This window comes from Tessaracoccus yangjingae, assembly GCF_054483935.1.
This window is the reverse complement of record NZ_CM137014.1, coordinates 3,514,932-3,535,239: the sequence shown is the minus strand read 5'-3', so window position 1 is coordinate 3,535,239 and position 20,308 is coordinate 3,514,932. Positions and strand designations below refer to the sequence as shown.

Annotated in this window: 21 protein-coding genes; 13 read left to right on the top strand and 8 right to left on the bottom strand. The window is 71.5% G+C overall.

Annotated features, from left to right (window positions below; translation table 11 throughout):
* The first annotated feature begins 42 nt into the window (after positions 1–42).
* Positions 43–363 (top strand): WhiB family transcriptional regulator, encoded by a 321-nt coding sequence (locus ACX1D3_RS16070; RefSeq protein ID WP_458994805.1) that lies wholly within the window; start codon positions 43–45, stop codon positions 361–363.
* A gap of 51 nt (positions 364–414) precedes the next feature.
* Here ACX1D3_RS16070 and ACX1D3_RS16065 read toward each other — a convergent pair whose 3' ends face one another.
* The 7 genes from ACX1D3_RS16065 to ACX1D3_RS16035 form a co-directional block, all read right to left on the bottom strand.
* A complete protein-coding gene (locus ACX1D3_RS16065; protein ID WP_458994804.1) occupies positions 415–1,050 on the bottom strand; it encodes an NUDIX hydrolase in 636 nt (211 codons plus the stop codon).
* Complete coding sequence (locus ACX1D3_RS16060; RefSeq protein WP_458994803.1) at positions 1,047–1,667, bottom strand: TlpA family protein disulfide reductase; 621 nt, start codon at positions 1,665–1,667, stop codon at positions 1,047–1,049. The genes ACX1D3_RS16065 and ACX1D3_RS16060 overlap by 4 nt, the downstream gene beginning before the upstream one ends.
* A 10-nt stretch (positions 1,668–1,677) precedes the next feature.
* On the bottom strand, positions 1,678–2,349 hold the full coding sequence (gene nth, locus ACX1D3_RS16055) for an endonuclease III (protein ID WP_458994802.1): 672 nt from the start codon (positions 2,347–2,349) through the stop codon (positions 1,678–1,680).
* A complete protein-coding gene (locus ACX1D3_RS16050; RefSeq protein WP_458994801.1) occupies positions 2,349–2,804 on the bottom strand; it encodes a RidA family protein in 456 nt (151 codons plus the stop codon). Before ACX1D3_RS16050 ends, nth begins: the two co-directional genes overlap by 1 nt.
* Positions 2,804–2,965, bottom strand: a complete 162-nt coding sequence (gene sp36 / locus ACX1D3_RS16045) for a Sp36 family protein (RefSeq protein ID WP_458994800.1) — start codon at positions 2,963–2,965, stop codon at positions 2,804–2,806. Before sp36 ends, ACX1D3_RS16050 begins: the two co-directional genes overlap by 1 nt.
* 64 nt (positions 2,966–3,029) lie before the next feature.
* Positions 3,030–3,524, bottom strand: coding sequence for a phage holin family protein (locus ACX1D3_RS16040; RefSeq protein WP_458994799.1), 495 nt, complete (start codon positions 3,522–3,524; stop codon positions 3,030–3,032).
* A 70-nt stretch (positions 3,525–3,594) separates the two neighbouring features.
* Entirely contained in the window at positions 3,595–4,338 is a 744-nt protein-coding gene (locus tag ACX1D3_RS16035; protein ID WP_458994798.1) for a class I SAM-dependent methyltransferase, read from the bottom strand.
* A 125-nt stretch (positions 4,339–4,463) separates the two neighbouring features.
* Here ACX1D3_RS16035 and ssd point away from each other — a divergent pair, with 125 nt between their 5' ends.
* The 4 genes from ssd (at position 4,464) to ACX1D3_RS16015 (ending at position 8,140) form a co-directional block, all read left to right on the top strand.
* Positions 4,464–5,474: a septum site-determining protein Ssd gene (gene ssd / locus ACX1D3_RS16030; RefSeq protein ID WP_458994797.1), complete on the top strand. Its 1,011-nt coding sequence runs from the start codon at positions 4,464–4,466 to the stop codon at positions 5,472–5,474.
* Positions 5,467–6,609, top strand: coding sequence for a TadA family conjugal transfer-associated ATPase (locus tag ACX1D3_RS16025; protein ID WP_458994796.1), 1,143 nt, complete (start codon positions 5,467–5,469; stop codon positions 6,607–6,609). Before ssd ends, ACX1D3_RS16025 begins: the two co-directional genes overlap by 8 nt.
* Before the next feature lie 143 nt (positions 6,610–6,752).
* Positions 6,753–7,415 carry a type II secretion system F family protein gene (locus tag ACX1D3_RS16020; RefSeq protein WP_458994795.1) on the top strand — a complete coding sequence of 221 codons (663 nt, stop codon included), beginning with the start codon at positions 6,753–6,755 and terminating at the stop codon, positions 7,413–7,415.
* Entirely contained in the window at positions 7,412–8,140 is a 729-nt protein-coding gene (locus ACX1D3_RS16015) for a type II secretion system F family protein (protein ID WP_458994794.1), read from the top strand. The genes ACX1D3_RS16020 and ACX1D3_RS16015 overlap by 4 nt, the downstream gene beginning before the upstream one ends.
* 1 nt (position 8,141) lies before the next feature.
* Here the strand turns inward: ACX1D3_RS16015 and ACX1D3_RS16010 are convergent, their stop codons facing one another.
* On the bottom strand, positions 8,142–9,209 hold the full coding sequence (locus tag ACX1D3_RS16010; protein WP_458994793.1) for a polysaccharide deacetylase family protein: 1,068 nt from the start codon (positions 9,207–9,209) through the stop codon (positions 8,142–8,144).
* Positions 9,210–9,326: 117 nt separating this feature from the next.
* Here ACX1D3_RS16010 and sftH point away from each other — a divergent pair, with 117 nt between their 5' ends.
* The 8 genes from sftH to topA all read left to right on the top strand — a co-directional run bounded on the left by sftH (position 9,327) and on the right by topA (position 20,267).
* Positions 9,327–11,576, top strand: a complete 2,250-nt coding sequence (gene sftH / locus ACX1D3_RS16005; protein WP_458994792.1) for a DNA 3'-5' helicase SftH — start codon at positions 9,327–9,329, stop codon at positions 11,574–11,576.
* A 143-nt stretch (positions 11,577–11,719) separates the two neighbouring features.
* Positions 11,720–11,920: a DUF4244 domain-containing protein gene (locus tag ACX1D3_RS16000; RefSeq protein WP_458994791.1), complete on the top strand. Its 201-nt coding sequence runs from the start codon at positions 11,720–11,722 to the stop codon at positions 11,918–11,920.
* A gap of 10 nt (positions 11,921–11,930) precedes the next feature.
* A complete protein-coding gene (locus ACX1D3_RS15995; protein WP_458994790.1) occupies positions 11,931–12,290 on the top strand; it encodes a TadE family type IV pilus minor pilin in 360 nt (119 codons plus the stop codon).
* Positions 12,287–12,649 (top strand): Rv3654c family TadE-like protein, encoded by a 363-nt coding sequence (locus ACX1D3_RS15990; protein ID WP_458994789.1) that lies wholly within the window; start codon positions 12,287–12,289, stop codon positions 12,647–12,649. Before ACX1D3_RS15995 ends, ACX1D3_RS15990 begins: the two co-directional genes overlap by 4 nt.
* Before the next feature lie 39 nt (positions 12,650–12,688).
* Complete coding sequence (gene mgrA, locus ACX1D3_RS15985; RefSeq protein WP_458994788.1) at positions 12,689–13,735, top strand: L-glyceraldehyde 3-phosphate reductase; 1,047 nt, start codon at positions 12,689–12,691, stop codon at positions 13,733–13,735.
* A gap of 215 nt (positions 13,736–13,950) precedes the next feature.
* Entirely contained in the window at positions 13,951–16,029 is a 2,079-nt protein-coding gene (locus tag ACX1D3_RS15980; RefSeq protein ID WP_458994787.1) for a glycosyltransferase family 2 protein, read from the top strand.
* Positions 16,030–16,053: 24 nt separating this feature from the next.
* Entirely contained in the window at positions 16,054–17,517 is a 1,464-nt protein-coding gene (locus ACX1D3_RS15975) for a DUF7059 domain-containing protein (protein ID WP_458994786.1), read from the top strand.
* 80 nt (positions 17,518–17,597) lie between these two features.
* A complete protein-coding gene (topA, locus tag ACX1D3_RS15970; RefSeq protein WP_458994785.1) occupies positions 17,598–20,267 on the top strand; it encodes a type I DNA topoisomerase in 2,670 nt (889 codons plus the stop codon).
* Positions 20,268–20,308: the final 41 nt, after the last annotated feature.

The window sequence follows — 20,308 nt, the reverse complement described above, 5'->3', positions numbered from 1 at the left end:
GTCAGCGTTATCTGACAGTGACTGCGCAAGGGAGGGCAGCTGATGTCACTCGCTGAAGTGAGCGAATGGACGCTCCACGCCAAGTGCCGCGACATGGCCGATGCTCTGTTTCCAGAGGGCAAAGACCAGAAGCGCGCAAGATCGGTGTGCGTCGGGTGCCCTGTGCGCTCGGAGTGCCTGGCCGAGGCCTTGGACAACCGGATCGAGTGGGGTGTCTGGGGCGGCATGACGGAACGCGAGCGGCGCGCGCTGCTGCGTTCACGCCCAGATATCGACTCGTGGCACGACGTCCTGGTGGACTATCACGACACCGCGGACGCCAACATCTCAGTCCTTCCCACCCGGGCCGGCGTCCGGCCCTGAGAAACCACTGACCAGTCAGGTCTTCGTCGTGAGCGGAACTGGTCGGAACTCCTAATCGCGCATGTACCGGGCCGGGATATCGGCGATCCTTGCCCGGTCCCATGGTCTCGCCCAGCCTCCCAGGTCGAGCACCCAGTCCACCAGGTGCGCGGTGAGCCCCCAGATGAACTGTTCGCCCAGCACGAACGCGGGCCCCTCGAATCCGCTCGGGTGATGCCCGGTCACGCGGACCTCGGGGGACGTCAGCGCAGACACGGCGAAGGCGTGGACCGCCCCGGTCTCGGCGGGGTCCCGCGCGTGCAGCGGATGCCCGCCGGGCCACACCGCCACCACCGTGGTCACGTCGTAGCGTGACGCGGGCACCCACAGCGGTGGGAGCTCGCCGAGGATGGTGACGTGTTCGGCGGCCAGCCCGATCTCCTCGTTCGCCTCGCGGAGCGCGGTGTGCCGACGGTCTGCGTCGGTGGTGTCGACGGCCCCCCCGGGCAGAGCGATCTGGCCCGCGTGGCGGCGCATGGTCTCGGCCCGGGTGACGAACGTCAGAGCCGGATCCGCCTCGTCGGTGAACAGCATCAGGACCGCCGCCGCCCGTTCGCCCCGCGGCGTCCTGTCCATGCCGATGTGCCGGACGCCTGGCCCGTGGACCAGCTCCCGGCTCAGTTGCTCAAAGGCCTCGGGGTGCCTCATCGCACCCCCAGATACTCGTCGGCGAGCGCCGTCAGCTGCTGGGTGGACTCGAACGGACCGGCGTGGACGCCTGCGATCCTGCCGTCGGCGTCGACGAAGTAGGTGGTGGGGAGCCCTGGCACCCGGAGCGGCACCTGCAGGGTCTTGTCCTCGTCCACGACGTGGGGGTAGTTCCATCCCACGAGCCCCGCGAACTCGATGGCCCAGTCCGGCTTGGGATCGTTGTAGTTGACGCCGACGAAGGACACGCCGTCGAGTTCGGCCAGGCCCTCGCGGAGGTAGGGCGACTCCTCACGGCACGGTCCGCACCACTGCGCCCACAGGTTGACGATCGTGGGGGTCCGGGGGAGTCCGGCCAGGTTGACCGCACCGTCGCCGCCGAGGCAGGCGAGCTGGGTCTGCGGGAGACCTCCGGGGACCTGCGTGGCCTCGGGATCCGTGGCGGGACACTCCGGCAGCCCGAACTGCCGGCGCAGCGCCTCGAGGTCCGTCGGCGCGGAGGAGGCCTGCCCGGGCGAGGGCGGCGTTGTCGAACCTGCCGGGGATGCGGGGACCGTGCCGCAGGCCGCGAGCACGAGTGTCGCGGCGAGGGCCGGAAGCAGGCGCACGTGGATCACACGGCCGAGATTACCCGCGCGGTTCCCGGATGAGAGGGCGAGCCAGCTCCGGATCCTGTTCTCCGATGCCGCGCGAGGGGCACAACTCCCGGACCGGGCAGGCGCCGCAGGCCGGTCTCCTGGCGTGGCAGCAGCGTCGGCCGTGCCAGATCACCCGGTGGCACAGCATGACCCATTCCTCGGGCGGGAACAGGGCCGCGACGTCGCGCTCCACATCGTCGGGGCGGCTCGAGGCGGTCCACCCCAGCCGGCCCGAGACCCGGATCAGGTGGGTGTCAGGCGTCACCCCGGGCACGCCGAAGGCGTTACCCAGCACCACATTCGCGGTCTTGCGGCCCACACCCGGGAGCGTGATCAGCTCCTCGAGGGTCGCGGGGACCACGCCGTCGAAGTTGTCGACGATCTGCTTGGCGAGGCCGAGGATGGCGGTGGTCTTGTTCCGGAAGAAGCCCACCGGGCCGATCAGTGCCTCCACCTCGGCGCGATCCGCCGCGGCGAGGGCCTCCGGGGTGGGGTACCGCCTGAACAGCTCCGGCGTGACCGAGTTCACCCGCCGATCGGTGGATTGGGCCGAGAGCACGGTTGCCACCAGCAGCTCGAACGCCGAGGTGAAGTCCAGTTCGCATTCGGCGTCCGGATAGGCCTCGGCGAGGGCGCGGTTGACGGCGGCGGGGCCGCCCATCAGACCTCGACGACCAGCTCGACCTCGACGGGCGCGTCGAGCGGAAGGACCGACACTCCGACGGCCGACCGGACGTGGGCCCCGGCGTCGCCGAACACCTCTCCGAACAGCGCCGAGGCGCCGTTGGCCACGGCGGGTTGCGCCGTGAAGCCGGGCTCGCTCGCCACGAAGACCACCACCTTGACGACCCTGCGGATCCTGTCCACGCCGCCTGCGACAGCGGCTGCGGCCGCGAGGGCGTTGAGGGCCGCGACTCGGGCTGCCTGGGCGCCCGCCTCCGGCGAGACGGCTCCGCCCAGCTTGCCGGTGGTGACGAGAGCTCCGGCCACGCTGGGGAGCTGGCCGGAGGTCCAGACCTGGTCCCCGACGCGGGTGGCCGGCACATAGGCCGCCACGGGCGTGGCGACAGGCGGCAGCTCGATCCCGAGGTGGGCCAGACGCTCGGACGCCGACATCAGTGGGCCTGGACGGGCCGCTTGAAGTATCCGACGAGGGTGTCGGGGTTGGGGCCGGGGGCCAGCTGGATCAGCTCCCAGCCGTCCGAGCCGAAGTTGTTGAGGATCTGCTGCGCCACGTGCGACAGGATTGGCGCCACGAAGTATTCCCACTTGGTCATGGGTCCAAGCCTGCCATGTCCCCGGCCCCGGTGGGTACCTGGCGCAGGCCGCGCCGGGTGAAGGTCAGGGACGTCCGAACGTGTTCTCGAGGTCCGCGTCACGGAACCTCGGCAGGTCCTCGGGCCTGATCGTGACATCGGTGCCGCCGGTGCGCGAGGCGATTGCGGCCACGACGGCGTCCAGCGTGGCCTTGGCCTCGCTGATGGTGGCCTCCGGCATCTTCACCTGCTTGAACTTGTTGCGGCCGAGGACGGCTAGGACGGCCGCGATCGCGAGGGACAGCAGCACGCTGGCCAGGAAGCCGAGTGTGAAGGATGACCACGGCCCGAGCGGGGTGACGGCGTACAGCAGCAGCCCTATCGCCAGCGCCACCAGGATGACGAGCATCCAGATGGCATGGAACGCGAACACGGCCGCACCGGCGAGGTAGCCGGTGCCGATCCCCGCGGCCTTGGCGGCGGGCTTGAGCTCGGCGGCCGCCAGCTCGGATTCGCGGGCGACGAAATCCGAGACGGCGTCCTTGATGTCGACCAGCGGGTGACTGGGCTCAATAGGCATGGTGCTCCTTTCGGCACTGGCCAGCCTAGTGCCAGCCCTGGCTGCCGGGGCGAGGACCCGGCGTGCAGGCTTAGAGGTGGATGGCCAGCGCGTTGTCGGGCAGCACCACGGGTCCGGTCAGTTCGGCATGATCCACCCAGGCACGCCAGCACAGCAGCTGGAAGGGGAGCTTGAGGGTCTCCCCTGGGCGGACCGCCCCGTCGTAGAGGTCCGCCACCTGGCCCAGGAGCGGCGCCAGCTGGGTGTCGTCGAGGTTGGCCGCCAGCGGCTGGGCCTTGACCAGACGCTGGAGCTCGTCGCGGCTCACGGACTGCCAGACGCGGAACGCGCGCTCCTCCACCTCCGGGAAGTACTTGCTCGCGCTGAGGGCGTCGAGGCTGTGATGGCCGTACTCGCCCTTCATGGCCAGCGGGTCGTAGCGGCGGAGAAGGGCGGCGAGACGCCGGACCCACGGGACAGTGTCGTCGCGCACCAGGTACGAGGCGCTGATGCACCCCCCGGGCCGGAGCACGCGGGCCAGCTGCGGGAGAGCGAGGTCCAGGTCGTAGAGGTGCAGCCCCTGATGCACGAAGACCACTTCGAAGGAGTAGGGGTCCATGGGGATGGCCTCAGGGCGGGCCAGCACCGGTGTGACGTTGCGCAGGCCGCGGAGACGCGACAGCCGCCCGGGGTCGTCCGTCAGGGCGAAGAGCGAGTGTCCGGCGTCCGTCAGCCGCCTGGCGAGGTGCGGATCGGGGCCGAGGGCCAGGGCCCGCACGCCGCGCCACACCGCAAGCCAGTCGAGGGCCTCGGTGGGAAGGGTGGCTCGGCTCATGGGTTCCTCTCGTGCGCGCGGTCGCACCAAGGGTAACGGGGGTCGACGGCGTCCCGGGCCACCGGAGTTGTCCACAGGCGCGCAGTGGGGTGGGATCTGCGGGGGTCTCCTCGCGATCAAGGGGCATGGATCCGATCGCCCACGCGCTGCTGTGCTCCCGTGACCCGGCCGTCATCGAGGCCGTCGAGGTGACCGCGGCGGCCATGGACGTGCCGCTGCGCGTCGCCAAGGATGCCGAGGCGGCGCGCGCCCAATGGCCGACGGCGAAACTCAGGTTGGTCTCCACCGAGATGGCCGCGCGGTGGACGTCGGCGCCCCCCGGCCGGGCCTTCCTGATCGGCACCGCTCCGGCAGAACTCGCCCGGTGTTCAGCCGAACTCGAACTGCCGGTCCTGCCACTGCCGGACGTCGGGGGCCGGCTGGCCGAGGCGCTCATGCAGGCCTCACTGGCAGGGCGCGAGCGGGGAGTCACCGTGGCGTTGATCGGCGCGTCCGGAGGGTTGGGGGTGAGCACTCTGACCGTCGGGTTGGCGCTCGGCGCACGGAGGGCCGGGTCCTCGGCGGCGGTGGTGGACCTCGCACCGTGCGGCGGTGGCCTGGACCTCGTCGCTGGGGCGGAGACGTCCGAGGGGATGCGCTGGTCAGACCTGGGCAACGCGCGCGGGGAGCTCGGCGACGTCGCGCGGAGTCTGCCCTCCGTCGGGGGCGTGCCGCTGCTCGCGCACTCCAGGGACGCGCAGGCCGCGCCGTCGCCGGGTGCGGTGTCCGCCGTCATGACCGCCCTGGCCCGAGGCCACAGGATCGTGCTGGCAGATTGCGGCCGGGAGTCCCCGTCGGTGGCGGCTGACCACACCGTGCTCGTGGTCGGCGCCGATGTGCGCTCCGTCGCCGCGGCACGGATGCTCGCGCAGGCGAACTCGCTCACGCCCACCGCGATCGTCGTCAGGAGGGGCCCGGGACGCAGCCTGCCGGAGCAGGTGGTGGCGCGGACGCTCGGGGCGCCCAGCCTCGGACAGGTCGGGCACCATCGTTGCCTACCCAGGTTGGCGGAGTTGGGGCTCCTCCCTGTTGCGGGTCCTGCTAGGGCCTTCGCGCGGCAGATCGCCCCCATCCTGGCGGGCCTGACCGGTGCCTGAGTTGGAGCTCGACCGGCTCCAGGGGTCTCTGGCTGCGCTGGGTCGTCCCTACACGCCGGTGGACGTGGCGGCGGCACTGAGGGGCCTGGGAGTGGTGGTGACGGACTCTGCCGTGCACGAGGTCCTGGAGAACCTCCGTCGGCACAGCGTCGGCGCCGGCCCGCTGGAGGAGCTGTTGCGTGCGCCGGGGGTCTCCGACGTGGTGGTCAACGGACCGCGGGACGTGTTCGTGGACAGCGGTTCAGGCCTGGAGCGGGCGAACGTGTCGTTCGTCGACGACGAGCAGGTGCGGCGCCTCGCCATCCGACTCGCCGCGGCGGCCGGACGGCGGCTCGACGACGCGGCGCCCTTCGTCGACGGCCGCCTCGCCAGCGGTGTGCGGCTGCACGCCGTGCTGGCCCCTGTGGCGGCACCGGGGACGTGCATCTCGCTCAGGGTGCCCGCCTCGCGGACATTCTCGCTATCGGACCTCGTCGCCGCCGGGTCGCTCCCGGCGGAAGGGGCTGAGTTGCTGCGCGCGGTCGTGCAGCGGCGCGTGGCCTATCTCGTCTCCGGAGGTACGGGCAGCGGGAAGACCACTCTTCTCGCCGCCATGCTGGCTCTGGTCCCCGCAGAGGAGCGCATTGTGTTGGTGGAGGACGCGCGCGAGTTGGTCCCCGCGCATCCGCACTGCGTGCGGCTCGAGGCCCGGCCTCCGAATGCGGAGGGTGCCGGCGCCATCACCCTGACCACCCTGGTGCGGCAGGCGCTCCGGATGAGGCCGGACCGGGTGGTCCTCGGCGAGGTCCGGGGCGCTGAGCTCACGGACCTGCTCACCGCGCTGAACACCGGCCATGAGGGCGGCTGCGGCACCATCCACGCCAACTCGGTCGAGGATGTCCCCGCAAGGCTGGAGGCGCTCGCGGCGCTCGGTGGCATGGGCCGCGACGCCTGCCACGCCCAGGTGGCGGCCGCGCTCCACCTGGTGATCCACGTCGCGAGGGACTCCGGAGGACGTCGGCGTGTCGCCCAGGTGGGGGTGTTCCGGCGACGGCCTGACGGGTCGGTCGACATCCTTCCGGGCGCCACGATGACGGGCTCCGGTGTCAGCTACGGCGCCGGTGAGGCGCTGCTGCGTGCGGTGGTGGGGTGGTGATCGGCGCAGCCGTCGCCGCGGCCCTTGCCGGGGCGCTTCTGCTTGGCCATCCTGCCGCACACGCCTTGAGGCGGCTGGGTGATCGCCGGCGGCCCGCGCCAACGGCTGCGCGCGGCGTGGGATGGGTGGCGGTAGCGGGGGCGGTGGTCCTCTGCACGACCGCGCTGCTCGGCGTGCGACCGCTGCTGTGGGGCTTCGCTGTCGTGATCGCGGGCGCCACACTGTGGCGGCTCGCCGGCGCTCGGCGCACCCGGCTGGTCGAGACGAGGGCGGCCGACGAGTGCGCCCAGGCGGCCCGCGTGCTGTCGTCGCTGATGCGTTCAGGCAGCATCCCGCATGTGGCCCTCTCCGAGGCTGCGGTGGACTTTCCGGTCCTGGCTCAAGCCGCCGCCGCCGCGCGTCTCGGGGGAGATGTCGGGCAGGAGCTGGCCAGAGCCGCCGAGGGGCCGGGCAGGCTCGGGATGCGGTGCGTCGCGGCCGCGTGGCAGTTGAGCGAGCGCACCGGCGCGCCCGTGGCCGACGTGCTGGCCCGCGTCTCGGACAACCTGAGACGGCAACGCCAGCTGGACGCCGTCGTGGCGACGGAGTTGGCAGCCGCCCGCACCAGCGGTCACATCATGGCGATGCTGCCGTTCCTGGCCGTGGGGCTCGGGCTCGCCGCCGGCGTCAACACGGTTGGTTACCTGCTGCGGGAGCCTGTCGGGCAGGTGCTCGTGCTCACCTCCGTGACACTCACCTCCGCCGGGGTGCTGTGGGTGGACAGGCTCGCGCGGACCGGCGCACAGGCACCCCGGCGGCGGTCATGAACTCGGTCCTCGTCGCCGCGGTCATGTGCGCCATGGCCTCGTTGCTGCTCGTGCGGGGCCCGTCGGGCCGGCTGTCGCGCCTCGACGGCGGGTCGTTCACACTGGTCCCCCCGCTCCGAGGCCGGCCGGGCGCTCCGCCCTGGTCCCAGCGCGTCATCGTGGGGGTGGCCGTCTCGGTGGTCCTCGCATTGCTGATCGAGGGGCCGCCCGGGTGGGTCGCGGGCGTCGCCGTCGGCTCGGCGGCGGCCGTGGGCCTCGGCTGGGCGGCGCCGCGGCCCACCTGGTGGGCCCTGGCGGATGAGCTCCCAGACGCGCTGGACTTCCTGGCGGTCTGCCTGGAGGCCGGACTCCCGACGGCGCACGCCGTCGCGGAGGTGGCGAAGGTGTCCCCGCCGGGCACCCGCGAGCTGCTCGGCGAGGTCGCGGCGCAGCTGGAGCTGGGGCGCACCGGGCCGGCGGCATGGGAGTCGCTGAGGGGGCACCCAGTGTGGGGAGCCACCGCCACAGACATCGGGAGGGCCGAACGCACCGGGACCGCGCTCGCCGGGGTACTGCGGGATCACGCCGAGGACGCGAGGCAGGAGGCCAGGGACCGCGCGGCCAGACGCGCCCGCACGGTGGGCGTCAGGTCGGTGCTGCCGCTCATGGCCTGCTTTCTCCCTGCGTTCATGGCCATCGGGGTGGTCCCCATCATCGCGAGCCTCATGACGGACTTCTTCGGGTGAGTCAGAGCACGTCGTCCAGCAGGTCCGGCACCGTGACGAAGGAGTATCCCCGTGTTCGGAGGTCCTGGATCACGCCAGGCAGGGCGTCGGCGTCCAGCGTCGAGTGATCGTCCGGATGGGCACCTACGTGCATGAGCACGATCTGGCCCGGGCGGAGCCGGTCGAGTACCCGCTGCCTGATGATCGCGGTGGTGATTCCCCCGCTGGTGCCCTTCCACCCGAGGGTGTCGACCGTCCATCGGACCGGGATGTAGCCGGCCGCGTTGACCACCCGGATGTCGAGGTCCTCCCGGTCGCCGAACGGGAACCGGAACAGCGGCGCGGTGGTGCTCCCGGTGAGTGCCGAGATCGCCTTCTCCGCGGCGGCCAACTCGGCCCGGATCTCCTCGTTCGTGGTCTGGGTGAAGTAGGGGTGCGTGTCGCTGTGATTGCCCACCGGATGACCGGCCGCGTCGATCGCGGTCACGTAGCGCGGATAGGCCCGGGCGAAGGCGCCGGTGACGAAGAAGGTGGCCGGCACGTCGTATGCCTTCAGGGTCGCGAGGATCGACTCCACGGCATCCCCTGACGCCCCGCCGTCGAACGTCAGGGCCACCACCTTCCGCTGGGTGTCGAAGGCCTCGATGTCCTGCCCCGCCCACGCCTTGACCAGGGCCCCCGGGGCGGTTGGAGCCGTCGCCGTTGTGGTTCCGGCGGGTGGAGCCGTGGAGGGAGCCGGCCAACTCGAAGGTGCGGGGGGTTGGGTGGTGGAGGCGGCGATGGACCGGCTGGGCGTCGGTGTCGCGGTGGGCGACGGCGTCGCCGTGGGCGTTGAGGTCGCCGTGCCGGCGGGAGCCGAGGAGGTGGCGGGCCCGCCGGTGGCGGTGGACGTGCCGTCGGCGGGGGAGGCCGGTCCGGCGGTGGCCGGCTCACCAGGAGTGGGGTAGGGAGGAGTACCTGGGGAGACGGACGGGGCGGCTCCCGGCTGTGGGGCGCATCCCGTCAGGGCGATCGCGAGAACCCCCGCGACCACCGTCCCGAACCGGACGTGGCGGCGGACCGATCTCCGCAGGCCGATCGACGGGCGCATCGCCGCGCCTCCTCACTCTCTCCCGATTCTACGCCCGGCCCCCCGTTGGAGCGCCGCAGGAGAGGGGGCGGATCCTCCGGTGCAGGGTTCGTCGGAGGTGGCTGGCAGAGTTGGAGCGTGAAGTACGACTGGTTGCTCGGGAGGGATGAGGCGGTCGCCGTCTCGCGCCGTGAGCCGACGCCCGGCCTCACGTCGTCCTGGCCCGCCTGGTTGTCCGCGGAGACGGTCTCGCGGATCGAGCGGTCCGGGGTCCCGGCGCCCTGGCGGCATCAGGTGGAGTTCGCCCAGGCACTGTTCGACGGCCGGCACGCGATCGTGTGCACGCCTACAGGTTCGGGTAAGACGCTGGGCTACCTGATGCCCATCATCGCCGCCACCGCCGAGGGCACGCTGGGCGTCGCCGTCGACTCCACCCGGGCCCGCCTCACCGGGCCGCGACACACCGCCCTCTACCTGGCCCCCACCAAGGCGCTCGCCCACGACCAGGCACGGGCAGCCGCCGCGCTCGGGCCCAAGGGGTGGCGGCTCACCGCGCTCGACGGTGACTCCGACGATGCCGAGCGCAGATTCGCGCGCGACCACGCGGACCTCGTGCTGACGAACCCGGACATGCTGCACTTCTCCGTGCTGCCCAACCATCAGCGCTGGGCGTCCTTCCTCGGCTCGCTCCGCTACATCGTGCTGGACGAGGCACACCGCTACCAGGGCGTCTTCGGCGCGCATGTCGCCCAGGTGGTCCGGCGCCTTCGACGGCTGGCCTCGCAGTACGGGTCGGATCCGGTCGTCGCCCTGTCGTCGGCCACCGCACCCAACGCCGGAGAGTTCGCAGGCCGGCTCATCGGCGCCGAGGGCGTCGAGGTGATCCACCACGACACGTCCCCCAGCGGCAGGCGGACGGCGGTGTTGTGGCAGCCCGCCTCGTCGCTCCGGTCGGACACGGCCGAGCTCCTGGCGCGCCTGACCGACCACGACGCCCAGACCATCGCCTTCGTCCCGTCCAGGCAGGGGGCCGAACTGGTCTCGCTCGCCGCGCAGGAACTCTCCGCCCAGCCCACCCGCATCGCGTCCTATCGCGGCGGGTACCTGGCGCTGGACCGCCGGTCGCTCGAGGCCGGCCTGCACAGCGGCGAGCTCCGTGGGCTGGCCAGCACCAATGCATTGGAGCTGGGCGTGGACATCGCCGGCATGGACGCGGTGCTCGTCTCCGGGTATCCGGGCAAGCTGTCCTCCTTCTGGCAGCAGGCGGGCAGGGCGGGCCGGCGCGGTCAGGACGCCGTCGTGGTGCTCCTCGCGCGGGAGGACCCCCTCGACGCCTACCTGCTGGAGCACCCCGAGCTGGTGTTCGACGCGCCGGTGGAGCGCGCGGTGCTCCACCCGGACAACCCGCGGGTCCTCGGTCCGCATCTCGCCGCCGCCGCACAGGAGCTGCCACTGTCGGACGAGGACCAGCGGTGGTTCGGCCCCACCGCGCCGGCCATGGCCAGGGCTCTGGCCGCTCAGGGGGTGCTGCGCCACCGCAGGGACCGCTTCTACTGGACCCGCCCTGATCGGGCGGTGGACTTCATCAACCTCCGTTCCATGGGGGCGCGCCCCATCGACATCATCGAGCGCGACTCGGGGCGCATCGTGGGCGTGGTCGACGTCGCGGCGGCGGATCGCACCGTCCATCCCGGGGCCGTGTACCTGCACCAGGGGGAGAGCTTCACAGTGGAGGACCTGGACCTCGACGAGCACCAGGCGCTGGTTGTTGCATCGAGGCCCCGCTACTACACGCAGGCACAGTCGTCGTTCGACATCCAGATCGTGCAGGAGTCCGAGAGCAGGCCGGTGGGCATCACCCGGGTACATCGCGGCGACGTGCGCCTGGACTCACAGGTCCTGGGGTACCTCCGCAGGGACGAGGTGACCCACGAGGTGTGGGACTCGACGCCGCTGGACCTTCCCCGCCACCGGATGACCACGCAGGCGGTGTGGTGGACGGTGCCGGAGCACCTGGCACGCAGGCTCGGATGGGCGGAGCTTCAGATGGGCGCGGCGGCCCACGCGATGGAACACACGGCCATCGGCCTGCTGCCGGCCTTCGCGCCGTGCGACCGGTGGGACATCGGCGGCGTGAGTACGGCGCTCCACCCGGACACGGGCCTGGCCACGGTCTTCGTCCACGACGGCATGGCAGGAGGTGCAGGTTTCGCCCACCGCGGGTTCGAGGTGGTGGAGCAGTGGCTGCGCGCCACGCTCGACCGGCTCACCCGGTGCTCGTGCGAGTCAGGCTGCCCGGCGTGCGTCGTGTCACCCAAGTGCGGCAACGCCAACCAGGTGCTGCACAAGGGTGATGCGGCCGAGCTCCTGGGGCTCCTGCTCGACTGAGGGCTTCCCGCGCTCCACAGGCATGGGTGTTGTCCGTGGACGGCTGTCCACAGCTCCGGTGGGCGGCCGGAAAACGGCGGGGGCGGTTTGCGATCAAGGGGGTGACCGGCCAACAGGGCGCCGGCGCACCGAAAGGACCTCCCATGGCCACCCTCCTTCCCGCCCGCAAGGCACGGGCCCGAGCCCTCGCGCAGCGCGGACTCACCACGGTCGAGTACGCGCTGGGCCTGCTCGCCGCGGCCACTGTCGCCCTCGTGCTCCTGCGCATCTTCGGGGACAACCAGTTCTACAAGACCCTCTTCGACTGGGTGGTCAACGTGTTCACCCACATGGCGAACGGGTGATCCCGGTCCCATGAGCAGGCAGTCGAGGTGCCGGCGTGGCGAGCGCGGCATGGTCACCGTTGAACTGGCCATCGGACTGGTGACGGCGGTGGCACTTGCCGCGGCCCTCGCCGGGATCTCGCTGCTTGGGGTGGCGCAGGCCGGCGTCGCCGAGTCAAGCGCCCAACTGGCCCGGCAGACCGCCCGCGGGGACGACGGCGCAGTGCGTCAGGCGCGCCAGAGGGTCCCGGCGGGAGCCGAGGTGGATGTCCGTCGTGAGGCGGACGGGGTCACCGCGACCGTCCGCATGGCGGTGCGCATCGCCGGGCTGGGACCCGTCGAGGTGGAGGCCAGCTCGTGGGCGGCCTACGAGCCGGGGGTAGGGCGGTGAGCGCCGCTCGGAGCCAGCGAGGAGCTGCGGGCTCGGTGCTGGTGGCCGCCGTCTGCCTGATCCTGGTCAGCGCGTTCATGGTGTCGGCGGTTCTCATCCAGTGGTTCTTCATCGCCCGGCGTGCCGAGCAGGTGGCCGAGATCTCGGCGTTGGCCGCCGTCGGCGCGTCTGTGCGAGGGGACTCACCCTGCCCGGCCGCCGCAGACGCCGCCGGGCGCAACGCGGCCTCCGTGGTCGGCTGCGATGTGCAGGGAGGCGGAAGATCCGTGGTGGTGGAGGTGGTGGTCCGCGCACAACTGCGTCCGCAGCTGGGATGGGGCCCCTCAGAGATCGACAGGGCGGCGACGGCCGGAACCTGAGACGCCCGGGGCGGGGGTGGACGGGGATACAGTGCGGAGATGACCTACATCGCCGCCGAAGACCGCTACTCCAGCATGCCGTACCGCCGCCTGGGCGCCTCCGGCCTCAAGCTCCCGGCCATCTCGCTCGGGCTCTGGCACAACTTCGGTGACGACAAGCCGCTGCAGGCGCAGCGCGACATTCTCCGCCGCGCCTTCGACCGCGGGGTCACCCATTTCGATCTGGCGAACAACTACGGCCCCCCGTACGGCGCCTCAGAAGCCAACTTCGGCCGCCTCATGGCCGAGGACTTCGCGTCGTACCGCCATGAGCTGGTCATCTCGTCCAAGGCGGGCTGGGACATGTGGCCGGGGCCCTACGGGTTCGGCGGCTCACGCAAGTACCTGCTGAGTTCCCTGGACGACTCGCTGCGCCGCATGCGGCTCGACTACGTCGACATCTTCTACCACCACCGGCCGGACCCGGAGACCCCGCTCGAGGAGACGATGGCAGCCCTGGACCAGGCTGTACGGTCGGGCAAGGCCCTCTACGCAGGCATCTCGTCCTACTCGGCCACCCTGACGGCCAGGGCGCAGGAGATCGCCAGAGCGCTGGGCACGCCGCTCGTGATCCACCAACCCTCCTACTCCGTCCTCAACCGGTGGATCGAGGAGGGCGAACCGTCGCTGCTGGAGGCATGCCGCGCGGCAGGGATGGGCGTGATCGCCTTTTCGCCGCTCGCCCAGGGCATGCTCACGGACCGCTACCTGGAGGGCATCCCCGCAGATTCGCGGGCCGCCCAGGGCAAGTCCCTCGACACGGGCCTGTTGTCCGCAGAGAACATCGCGCACCTGCGGGCGCTCAACGACATCGCGGAGAACCGCGGGCAGAGTCTCGCCCAGATGGCGATCGCGTGGGCGCTGCGCGATCAGGGAGAAGCCTCGGTCACCTCCGTGGTGCTCGGCGCCTCGTCGGTGCGCCAGCTCGACGACAACCTGGCCGCGCTCGCGGACCTGGACTTCACCCCGGACGAACTTGCCTCCATCGACCTCCACGCGGGCGTGGCCGGGGTCAACCTCTGGCAGGGCGCCACAGACTCCGTCTGAGCCGTCAAGCTGAGCGCCCCACCTCCGGCGGGGGATGGCTTTCGAGGGGGAGGGGTAGGCCTTTCGGCCGGTGAGGCAGGGCTTTCGGGTCCACGGGAATCGCCGTTGGTCGGACGGATCCTTCCGATCGGGGGCTGTGGTGAACGACGACGCGGCGCGATCCTGCCTAGCGGGCGGATGGATCGCCGCCCAGACACTTTCCCCCGGAGGTCCCCGTGGCTCGACGAGCCGTCCCATCGCGCCCGGATTCGCGGCCCGAAGCCCTGCTCACCCTCGCCATGATGGCCCTGACCGCGCTCGCTGCCGTGATGCTGACGCTGGATCTCATCGCCGTCGCGCGCCATGAGCTCTGGGGCGTGTGGACGGTGGTGAGGCTCACCGCCCTGGCGGGGGTCCTGGCCATCCTGGTCGCGGGCAATCTGGTGTACCAGGTGGCACGGCTCGGGTTCCTCATCCGAACCGCGAACCACGACGTGCAGCCGCTGGCCGAGCTGGTCGGGGAGCACTGGGACGACGCTCAGCCCATCGCGGTGCTGGTGCCGTCGTACAAGGAGGACGAGCGCACCATCCGCCAGACGCTCACCTCGGCGGCTCTCCAGCATCACCCCCGTAAGCGGGTGGCGCTCCTGCTCGATGATCCGCCGGACCCGTCCGACGACGACAGCCTCGCGCTGCTCGAGGCCGCTCTCCGCCTCCCGGCAGAGGTTCAGGCGGTGCTTGCCGAGGCCCGCTCCATCGTGGAGGCAGGCCGCGTCCGCGTCCTCGCGCTGGCACCAGGCGACGGCAGGGACTTCGGCGAACTCCTGCGGGTGATGGACTCGCTCGCCTCCTGGGCCCGCCACCGGGCAGCCCACGAGACGCCGGCCGATCACACGGACGCGCACTTCGTCGAGGTGACCTGGCGGCGGCAGGCCCAACTCCTCGAGGAGAGGGTGCGCTGGCTGGCGGGCCGTGCGCACAGCACCACCCGCGACCAGATCCTCCATGAACTGGACCGGCTCCGCGATGCCTACACCTGTGACATCACCGTCTTTCAGCGCAAGCGCTACGTCAACCTCACCCACGAGCCCAACAAGGCCGCCAATCTGAACGCGTACATCGACCTGCTCGGCGCCCACGTCCGGGAGGTGACGGGAGCCGAGGGCCGTGTGCTCGAGCGCACCAACGAGGCCAATGGCACCCTCATCCCGGACGCCGCGTTCGTGCTCACCCTCGACGCGGACAGCATGCTGGATCCGGAGTACGCACTGCGTCTGGCCGCGACACTCGAGGCCCCCGGCAACGAGCGGCTGGCCGTGGTCCAGACCCCCTACACCTCCGTCCCGGGTGCCTCCGGCCTGGTGGAGCGGATCGCCGGCGCCACCACCGACATCCAGTTCATCGTCCACCAGGGCTTCACCTGGTGCCGAGCGACCTTCTGGGTGGGGGCCAACGCACTGCTCCGTAAGGAGGCGCTCGACGACATCCGCGTGGAGGACACGGAGCGGGGGCACGTCATCGCGCGCTACATCCAGGACCGGACGGTGATCGAGGACACCGAGTCCACCCTGGACCTGGCAGAGCGCGGCTGGGACCTGCACAACGTCCCCTCGCGCCTGGCGTGGAGCGCCACGCCGCCGGACTTCGGCTCCCTGCTCATCCAACGGAGCAGGTGGGCAAACGGCGGTCTCCTCATCGCGCCCAAGGCTGTGCGCAGGCTGATCGCGGCGCCCAGGGACCGGCTCGCGGTACCCGCGTTCCTGATCCGGATGCACTACCTCACCTCGATCGCCACCGGCAGCCTCGGCATGCTGGCGCTGCTCTTCCTCCCGCTCGGCGGCGACGAGCTGCGCAGCCTGTGGCTTCCGATCCTGTCGGTTCCCTACTTCTTCCTCTACACCCGCGACCTCATGCGCTGCGGCTACCGACTCAGCGACATGGGCAGGGTCTTCGCCCTCAACCTCATGCTGGTGCCGGTGCACCTGGCGGGGGTCCTGAAGTCCGTGCAGCAGGGCCTGACCGGCAGGCGCATCCCGTTCGGGCGGACGCCCAAGGTGAGCGGCCGGACGGCCGCCCCCGCGTGGGCGGTCCTGTCGATCTGGGTCATGACGCTGTGGTGCCTCGTCTCGGTCCTCGTCGGCGTGGCCTCCGGCCGCTGGGTCAACGTGGCGGCCTCACTGCTCACAGGCGCGGCCCTGTCCTACGCCGCGGTGGCGTTCATCGGGCTTCGAGAGGGGATGGCGGACGTCGGACTGGCCCGGCGGCCCTCGAGGTTGACGGTCGGGAGGCGGCGTCAGGCCCTGCAGCCGCACTAGCCGTCGGCCGCCTACGATGACCCCATGCGCCTAGACCCGTCACACCTGCGTGCCAGCCTGCTCACAGCAGGCTTCACGGTCGACGCGGTGCTGGACCGCATCGGAGAGCCGGGGCAGGCGGGGCTGGGCCGCAACTCGACGGTGCCCGCGGACGTGGCACTCGGCCGCGACACTGACCCGATCGCCACCCTGACCCGGCTCTTCGTGCTCCAGCAGGCCGTCGCGGAGGAGCACCTGGCCGCGACACTCGACGTGTCGGCGCTGATGGAGGCCGGCTACCTGGAGCGCACCGCCGACGGTGTCCGGGCCCTGATCGACATCCGGCCGTACGGCTCGCCGGACGACGACGCCTCAGGGTGGATCGTGGCCGACCCCACCCCGGGGCTCGACGGCGAGATCGTGCCGACTCGTCCCGACTACGTCCTCGGCGTCTCCCCGGCCTCCACCACGCTGGCGCAGCTGACGATGCGGCGCCCCGTCGGCACGGCCCTGGACCTGGGGACGGGCTGCGGGGTGCAGTCGCTGCACCTCGCCAGGCATGCGTCGCGCATCGTCGCCACCGACGTCAACGCGCGGGCGCTGGAGCTGGCCCGCCTCACCCTGGCCCTCAACGAGGTCGACGCGGAGGTCCGCGAGGGGTCGCTGTACGAGCCGCTGGGCGGGGACCGGTTCGACCTGATCGTGTCCAACCCGCCCTTCGTGATGAGCCCGCCCCGGACCGAGGCGGAGACGCTCGCCTACCGGGAGACCAACTACGAGGGCGACGCGCTCGTCGAGACACTCATCCGCGGGGCGGCGGATCGGCTGACCCCGGGAGGCAGCCTGCAGCTGCTGACCAACTGGGCCGTCCTCGACGGGCCCTGGCAGGAGCGGCTCGACTCGTGGATCCCCGACGGCTGCGACGCCTGGGTGATCGAGCGCGAGCGGCTGGACGTGTTCAGCTACATCGAGATGTGGCTGGCGGATGCGGGCCTCGCCGGCTCGCGCGGCTGGCGGGGGGCGTACGACGAGTGGCTCGCCTACTTCGACCGGCTGGGCGTGCGCGCCGTCGGGATGGGCTGGATCCTCGTCACCCGGGCGGACAGGGCCGTTCCCCACCGCCGCTACGAGACGTGGCCGCACGCGGTCGCCCAGCCGGTGGGGGAGACGTTCGCCCGCCACGCCGAGGCCGTGGACGCCTTCCAGCTGTCCACCGCCGCCCTGCTCGCCTCGTGTCCGAGGCTCGTCGACGTCGATCAGGAGACCATCGGGGTCCCGGGCGCCGAGCACCCCGAGCACATCGTGTTCCGACAGCGCACGGGGCTGCGCCGGGCGGTCAAGGCCGACACGGCGCTGGCCGCGGCCGTGGGCGCCCTGGACGGCGAGCTGACCGTCGGCCAGGTGATCGGAGCCGTCTCCCAGGTCCTCGACGTCGACGCGGCGGACCTGGCGGCGTCGGTCCTTCCGGAGGTGCGTGGGATGCTGCTGGACCAGATGCTCCGCCTGTAGGCGGGCCACCGCGCGAGCGGTCACGTTGACAGCACAGGCTATTGTTCGATGAGTTTCCCGACTGGAGGACTGATCCGACCATGGCTCTCAAGCGTCTGGTGATTGTCGAGTCGCCGACCAAGGCGACCAAGATCGCCGGCTATCTCGGCTCCGACTACATCGTCGAGTCCAGCCGGGGGCACGTCCGCGACCTCCCCACGTCCGCCTCCGAGGTGCCCGCCAAGTACAAGGGCGAGAAGTGGGCCCGCACCGGCGTGGACGTCGACAACAACTTCCAGGCCATCTACGTGGTCTCTCCGGACAAGAAGTCCACCATCAAGGATCTGAAGGCCAAGCTCGCCGGCGTCGACGAGCTCCTGCTGGCCACCGACGGTGACCGCGAGGGCGAGGCCATCGCGTGGCACCTGATGGAGGAGCTGAAGCCCAAGGTCCCCGTGAAGCGGATGGTCTTCCACGAGATCACCAAGTCCGCGATCGACGAGGCCGTGACCAACCCCCGCACGCTGGACGTGGATCTCGTCGACGCGCAGGAGACCCGCCGCATCCTCGACAGGCTCTACGGCTACGAGGTCTCGCCGGTGCTGTGGAAGAAGGTCATGCCGAGGCTGTCGGCGGGCCGCGTGCAGTCCGTCGCCACCCGGCTGGTGGTCGATCGTGAGCGCGAGCGCATCGCGTTCGTCCCCGCCTCCTACTGGGACCTGGACACCCACCTCGACGCCGGTCCCGACGCGGACCCCCGCACCTTCCCGGCGCGTCTGGCCACCGTCGGCGACGCGAGGGTGGCTCAAGGCCGCGACTTCAACTCCTCGGGCGAGCTCACCTCCCAGGACGCGCTGATCCTCGACGAGGCATCTGCCCGCACCCTGGCCGAGGCGCTCCGGGGCGCGGCGCTCACCGTGGGGGCGGTGGAGGCCAAGCCCTACACCCGCAAGCCCTACGAGCCCTTCCGGACCACCACGCTGCAGCAGGAGGCCGGGCGTAAGCTGGGCTTCACCTCCGAGCGGGCGATGCGCGTGGCTCAGGAGCTCTACGAGAAGGGCTTCATCACCTACATGCGTACGGACTCCGTGACGCTCGCGGGGCAGGCCATCCAGGCCGCCCGCAAGCAGGTCAGGGAGTTGTTCGGCGAGAAGTACCTCCCGGCCCAGCCGCGCGTCTACGCGTCCAAGGTGAAGAACGCGCAGGAGGCGCACGAGGCCATCCGGCCGGCGGGCGACACCTTCCGCCACCCGGACGAGACCGGCCTCGTGGGGGACCCGTTCAGGCTCTACCAGCTCATCTGGCGCCGCACGCTGGCCTCCCAGATGGCCGACGCCAAGGGCGAGTCGCTGACCATCCGCGTGGACGCGGCCTTCCCGGCCGCCCAGGTGGGTGGGGGTGAGGTGACCGCGGCGGGGCTGGTGGCCTCCGGCCGCACCATCACCTTCCCGGGCTTCCTCAAGGCCTACGTGGTCAGCGTCGACGACGACTCGGCCTCGGACGACCAGCAGACCCGCCTGCCCATCCTCACCAGGGGGCAGGCCCTCGAGGTGGCCGACGTGGAGGCCTCCGGTCACGAGACGCGCCCGCCGGCCCGGTACACCGAGCCCTCGCTCGTGGCGAAGCTGGAAGAGCTGGAGATCGGCCGCCCCTCCACCTACGCGTCGATCATCCGCACCATCACGGCCCGCGACTACGTCTTCAAGAAGGGCTCGGCTCTGGTGCCCACCTGGCTCGCGTTCGCGGTGACCCGCCTGCTGGAGGAGCACTTCTCCGAGCTGGTGGATTACGCGTTCACGGCCCAGCTGGAGGACCAGCTCGACGAGATCGCCAGCGGCAAGGCAAAGCGGCTCAAGGTGCTCTCGGAGTTCTACCGCGGGCCGGAGGGCAGCGCGCATCACGGCCTCGAGGCGCTGGTGACCGAGCTCGGCGAGATCGACGCCCGGGCGCTGTCCACGTTCCCCCTCCGGGACTCGGGCATCGACGTGCGGGTGGGCCGCTACGGCACCTACGTCGAGTCCTCCGACGGGCGCCGCGCAAACGTGCCCGAGGACATGGCCCCGGACGCGCTGACCGTCGAGGTCGCGGAGGAGCTGCTGAGCAAGCCCCTGGATGAGGAGCGGGAACTCGGCGTCGACGAGGCCAGCGGCCACATGGTGGTGGCGAAGAACGGGCGCTACGGCCCCTACGTCACCGAGGTTCTCCCCGAGGACGCGCCCAAGTCGGCCAAGGCCCGCACCGGGTCGCTGTTCTCGTCGATGTCGCTGGACTCCATCGACCTGCCCACGGCGCTCCAGCTGATGAGCCTTCCGCGGGTGGTCGGCCTGGATCCTGACGGCACCGAGATCACGGCGCAGAACGGCCGCTACGGCCCCTATCTCAAGCGTGGGACGGACTCTCGTTCGCTCACCTCGGAGGACCAGATCTTCTCCATCTCGTTGGAGGAGGCCCTGGCCATCTACGCGCAGCCGAAGACGCGTGGCCGGGCCGCGGCAGCCGCTCCCCTCAAGGAGTTCGGCGCTGACCCGGTGTCGGGCAAGCCGGTGGTGCTCAAGTCCGGCCGGTTCGGGCCCTACGTCACCGACGGCGAGACCAACGCCACCCTGCGCCGCGACGATCCCCCGGAGACGCTCACCTCGGAGCGGGCCTTTGAGCTGATCGCGGAGAAGCGCGCCAAGGGGCCGGCCACCAAGCCCGCCGCCAAGCGCGCCCCCGCCCGCAAGACCACCGCGACGAAGAAGCCCGCCACCCGGGCGCCCAAGAAGGCCTGACCAGGGACGCCTGGTGCCGGGCGTCCGCAGGGGGTGACGGC

What these genes read in the sequence shown, in the direction of transcription:
- ACX1D3_RS16070 (WP_458994805.1), top strand. Translation starts at nt 43, where the DNA reads ATGTCACTCGCTGAAGTGAGCGAATGGACGCTCCACGCCAAGTGCCGC.
- ACX1D3_RS16065 (WP_458994804.1), bottom strand. Translation starts at nt 1,050, where the DNA reads ATGAGGCACCCCGAGGCCTTTGAGCAACTGAGCCGGGAGCTGGTCCAC.
- nth (WP_458994802.1), bottom strand. Translation starts at nt 2,349, where the DNA reads ATGGGCGGCCCCGCCGCCGTCAACCGCGCCCTCGCCGAGGCCTATCCG.
- ACX1D3_RS16050 (WP_458994801.1), bottom strand. Translation starts at nt 2,804, where the DNA reads ATGTCGGCGTCCGAGCGTCTGGCCCACCTCGGGATCGAGCTGCCGCCT.
- sp36 (WP_458994800.1), bottom strand. Translation starts at nt 2,965, where the DNA reads ATGACCAAGTGGGAATACTTCGTGGCGCCAATCCTGTCGCACGTGGCG.
- ACX1D3_RS16040 (WP_458994799.1), bottom strand. Translation starts at nt 3,524, where the DNA reads ATGCCTATTGAGCCCAGTCACCCGCTGGTCGACATCAAGGACGCCGTC.
- ACX1D3_RS16035 (WP_458994798.1), bottom strand. Translation starts at nt 4,338, where the DNA reads ATGAGCCGAGCCACCCTTCCCACCGAGGCCCTCGACTGGCTTGCGGTG.
- ssd (WP_458994797.1), top strand. Translation starts at nt 4,464, where the DNA reads ATGGATCCGATCGCCCACGCGCTGCTGTGCTCCCGTGACCCGGCCGTC.
- ACX1D3_RS16015 (WP_458994794.1), top strand. Translation starts at nt 7,412, where the DNA reads ATGAACTCGGTCCTCGTCGCCGCGGTCATGTGCGCCATGGCCTCGTTG.
- ACX1D3_RS16010 (WP_458994793.1), bottom strand. Translation starts at nt 9,209, where the DNA reads ATGCGCCCGTCGATCGGCCTGCGGAGATCGGTCCGCCGCCACGTCCGG.
- ACX1D3_RS16000 (WP_458994791.1), top strand. Translation starts at nt 11,720, where the DNA reads ATGGCCACCCTCCTTCCCGCCCGCAAGGCACGGGCCCGAGCCCTCGCG.
- ACX1D3_RS15995 (WP_458994790.1), top strand. Translation starts at nt 11,931, where the DNA reads ATGAGCAGGCAGTCGAGGTGCCGGCGTGGCGAGCGCGGCATGGTCACC.
- mgrA (WP_458994788.1), top strand. Translation starts at nt 12,689, where the DNA reads ATGACCTACATCGCCGCCGAAGACCGCTACTCCAGCATGCCGTACCGC.
- ACX1D3_RS15975 (WP_458994786.1), top strand. Translation starts at nt 16,054, where the DNA reads ATGCGCCTAGACCCGTCACACCTGCGTGCCAGCCTGCTCACAGCAGGC.
- topA (WP_458994785.1), top strand. Translation starts at nt 17,598, where the DNA reads ATGGCTCTCAAGCGTCTGGTGATTGTCGAGTCGCCGACCAAGGCGACC.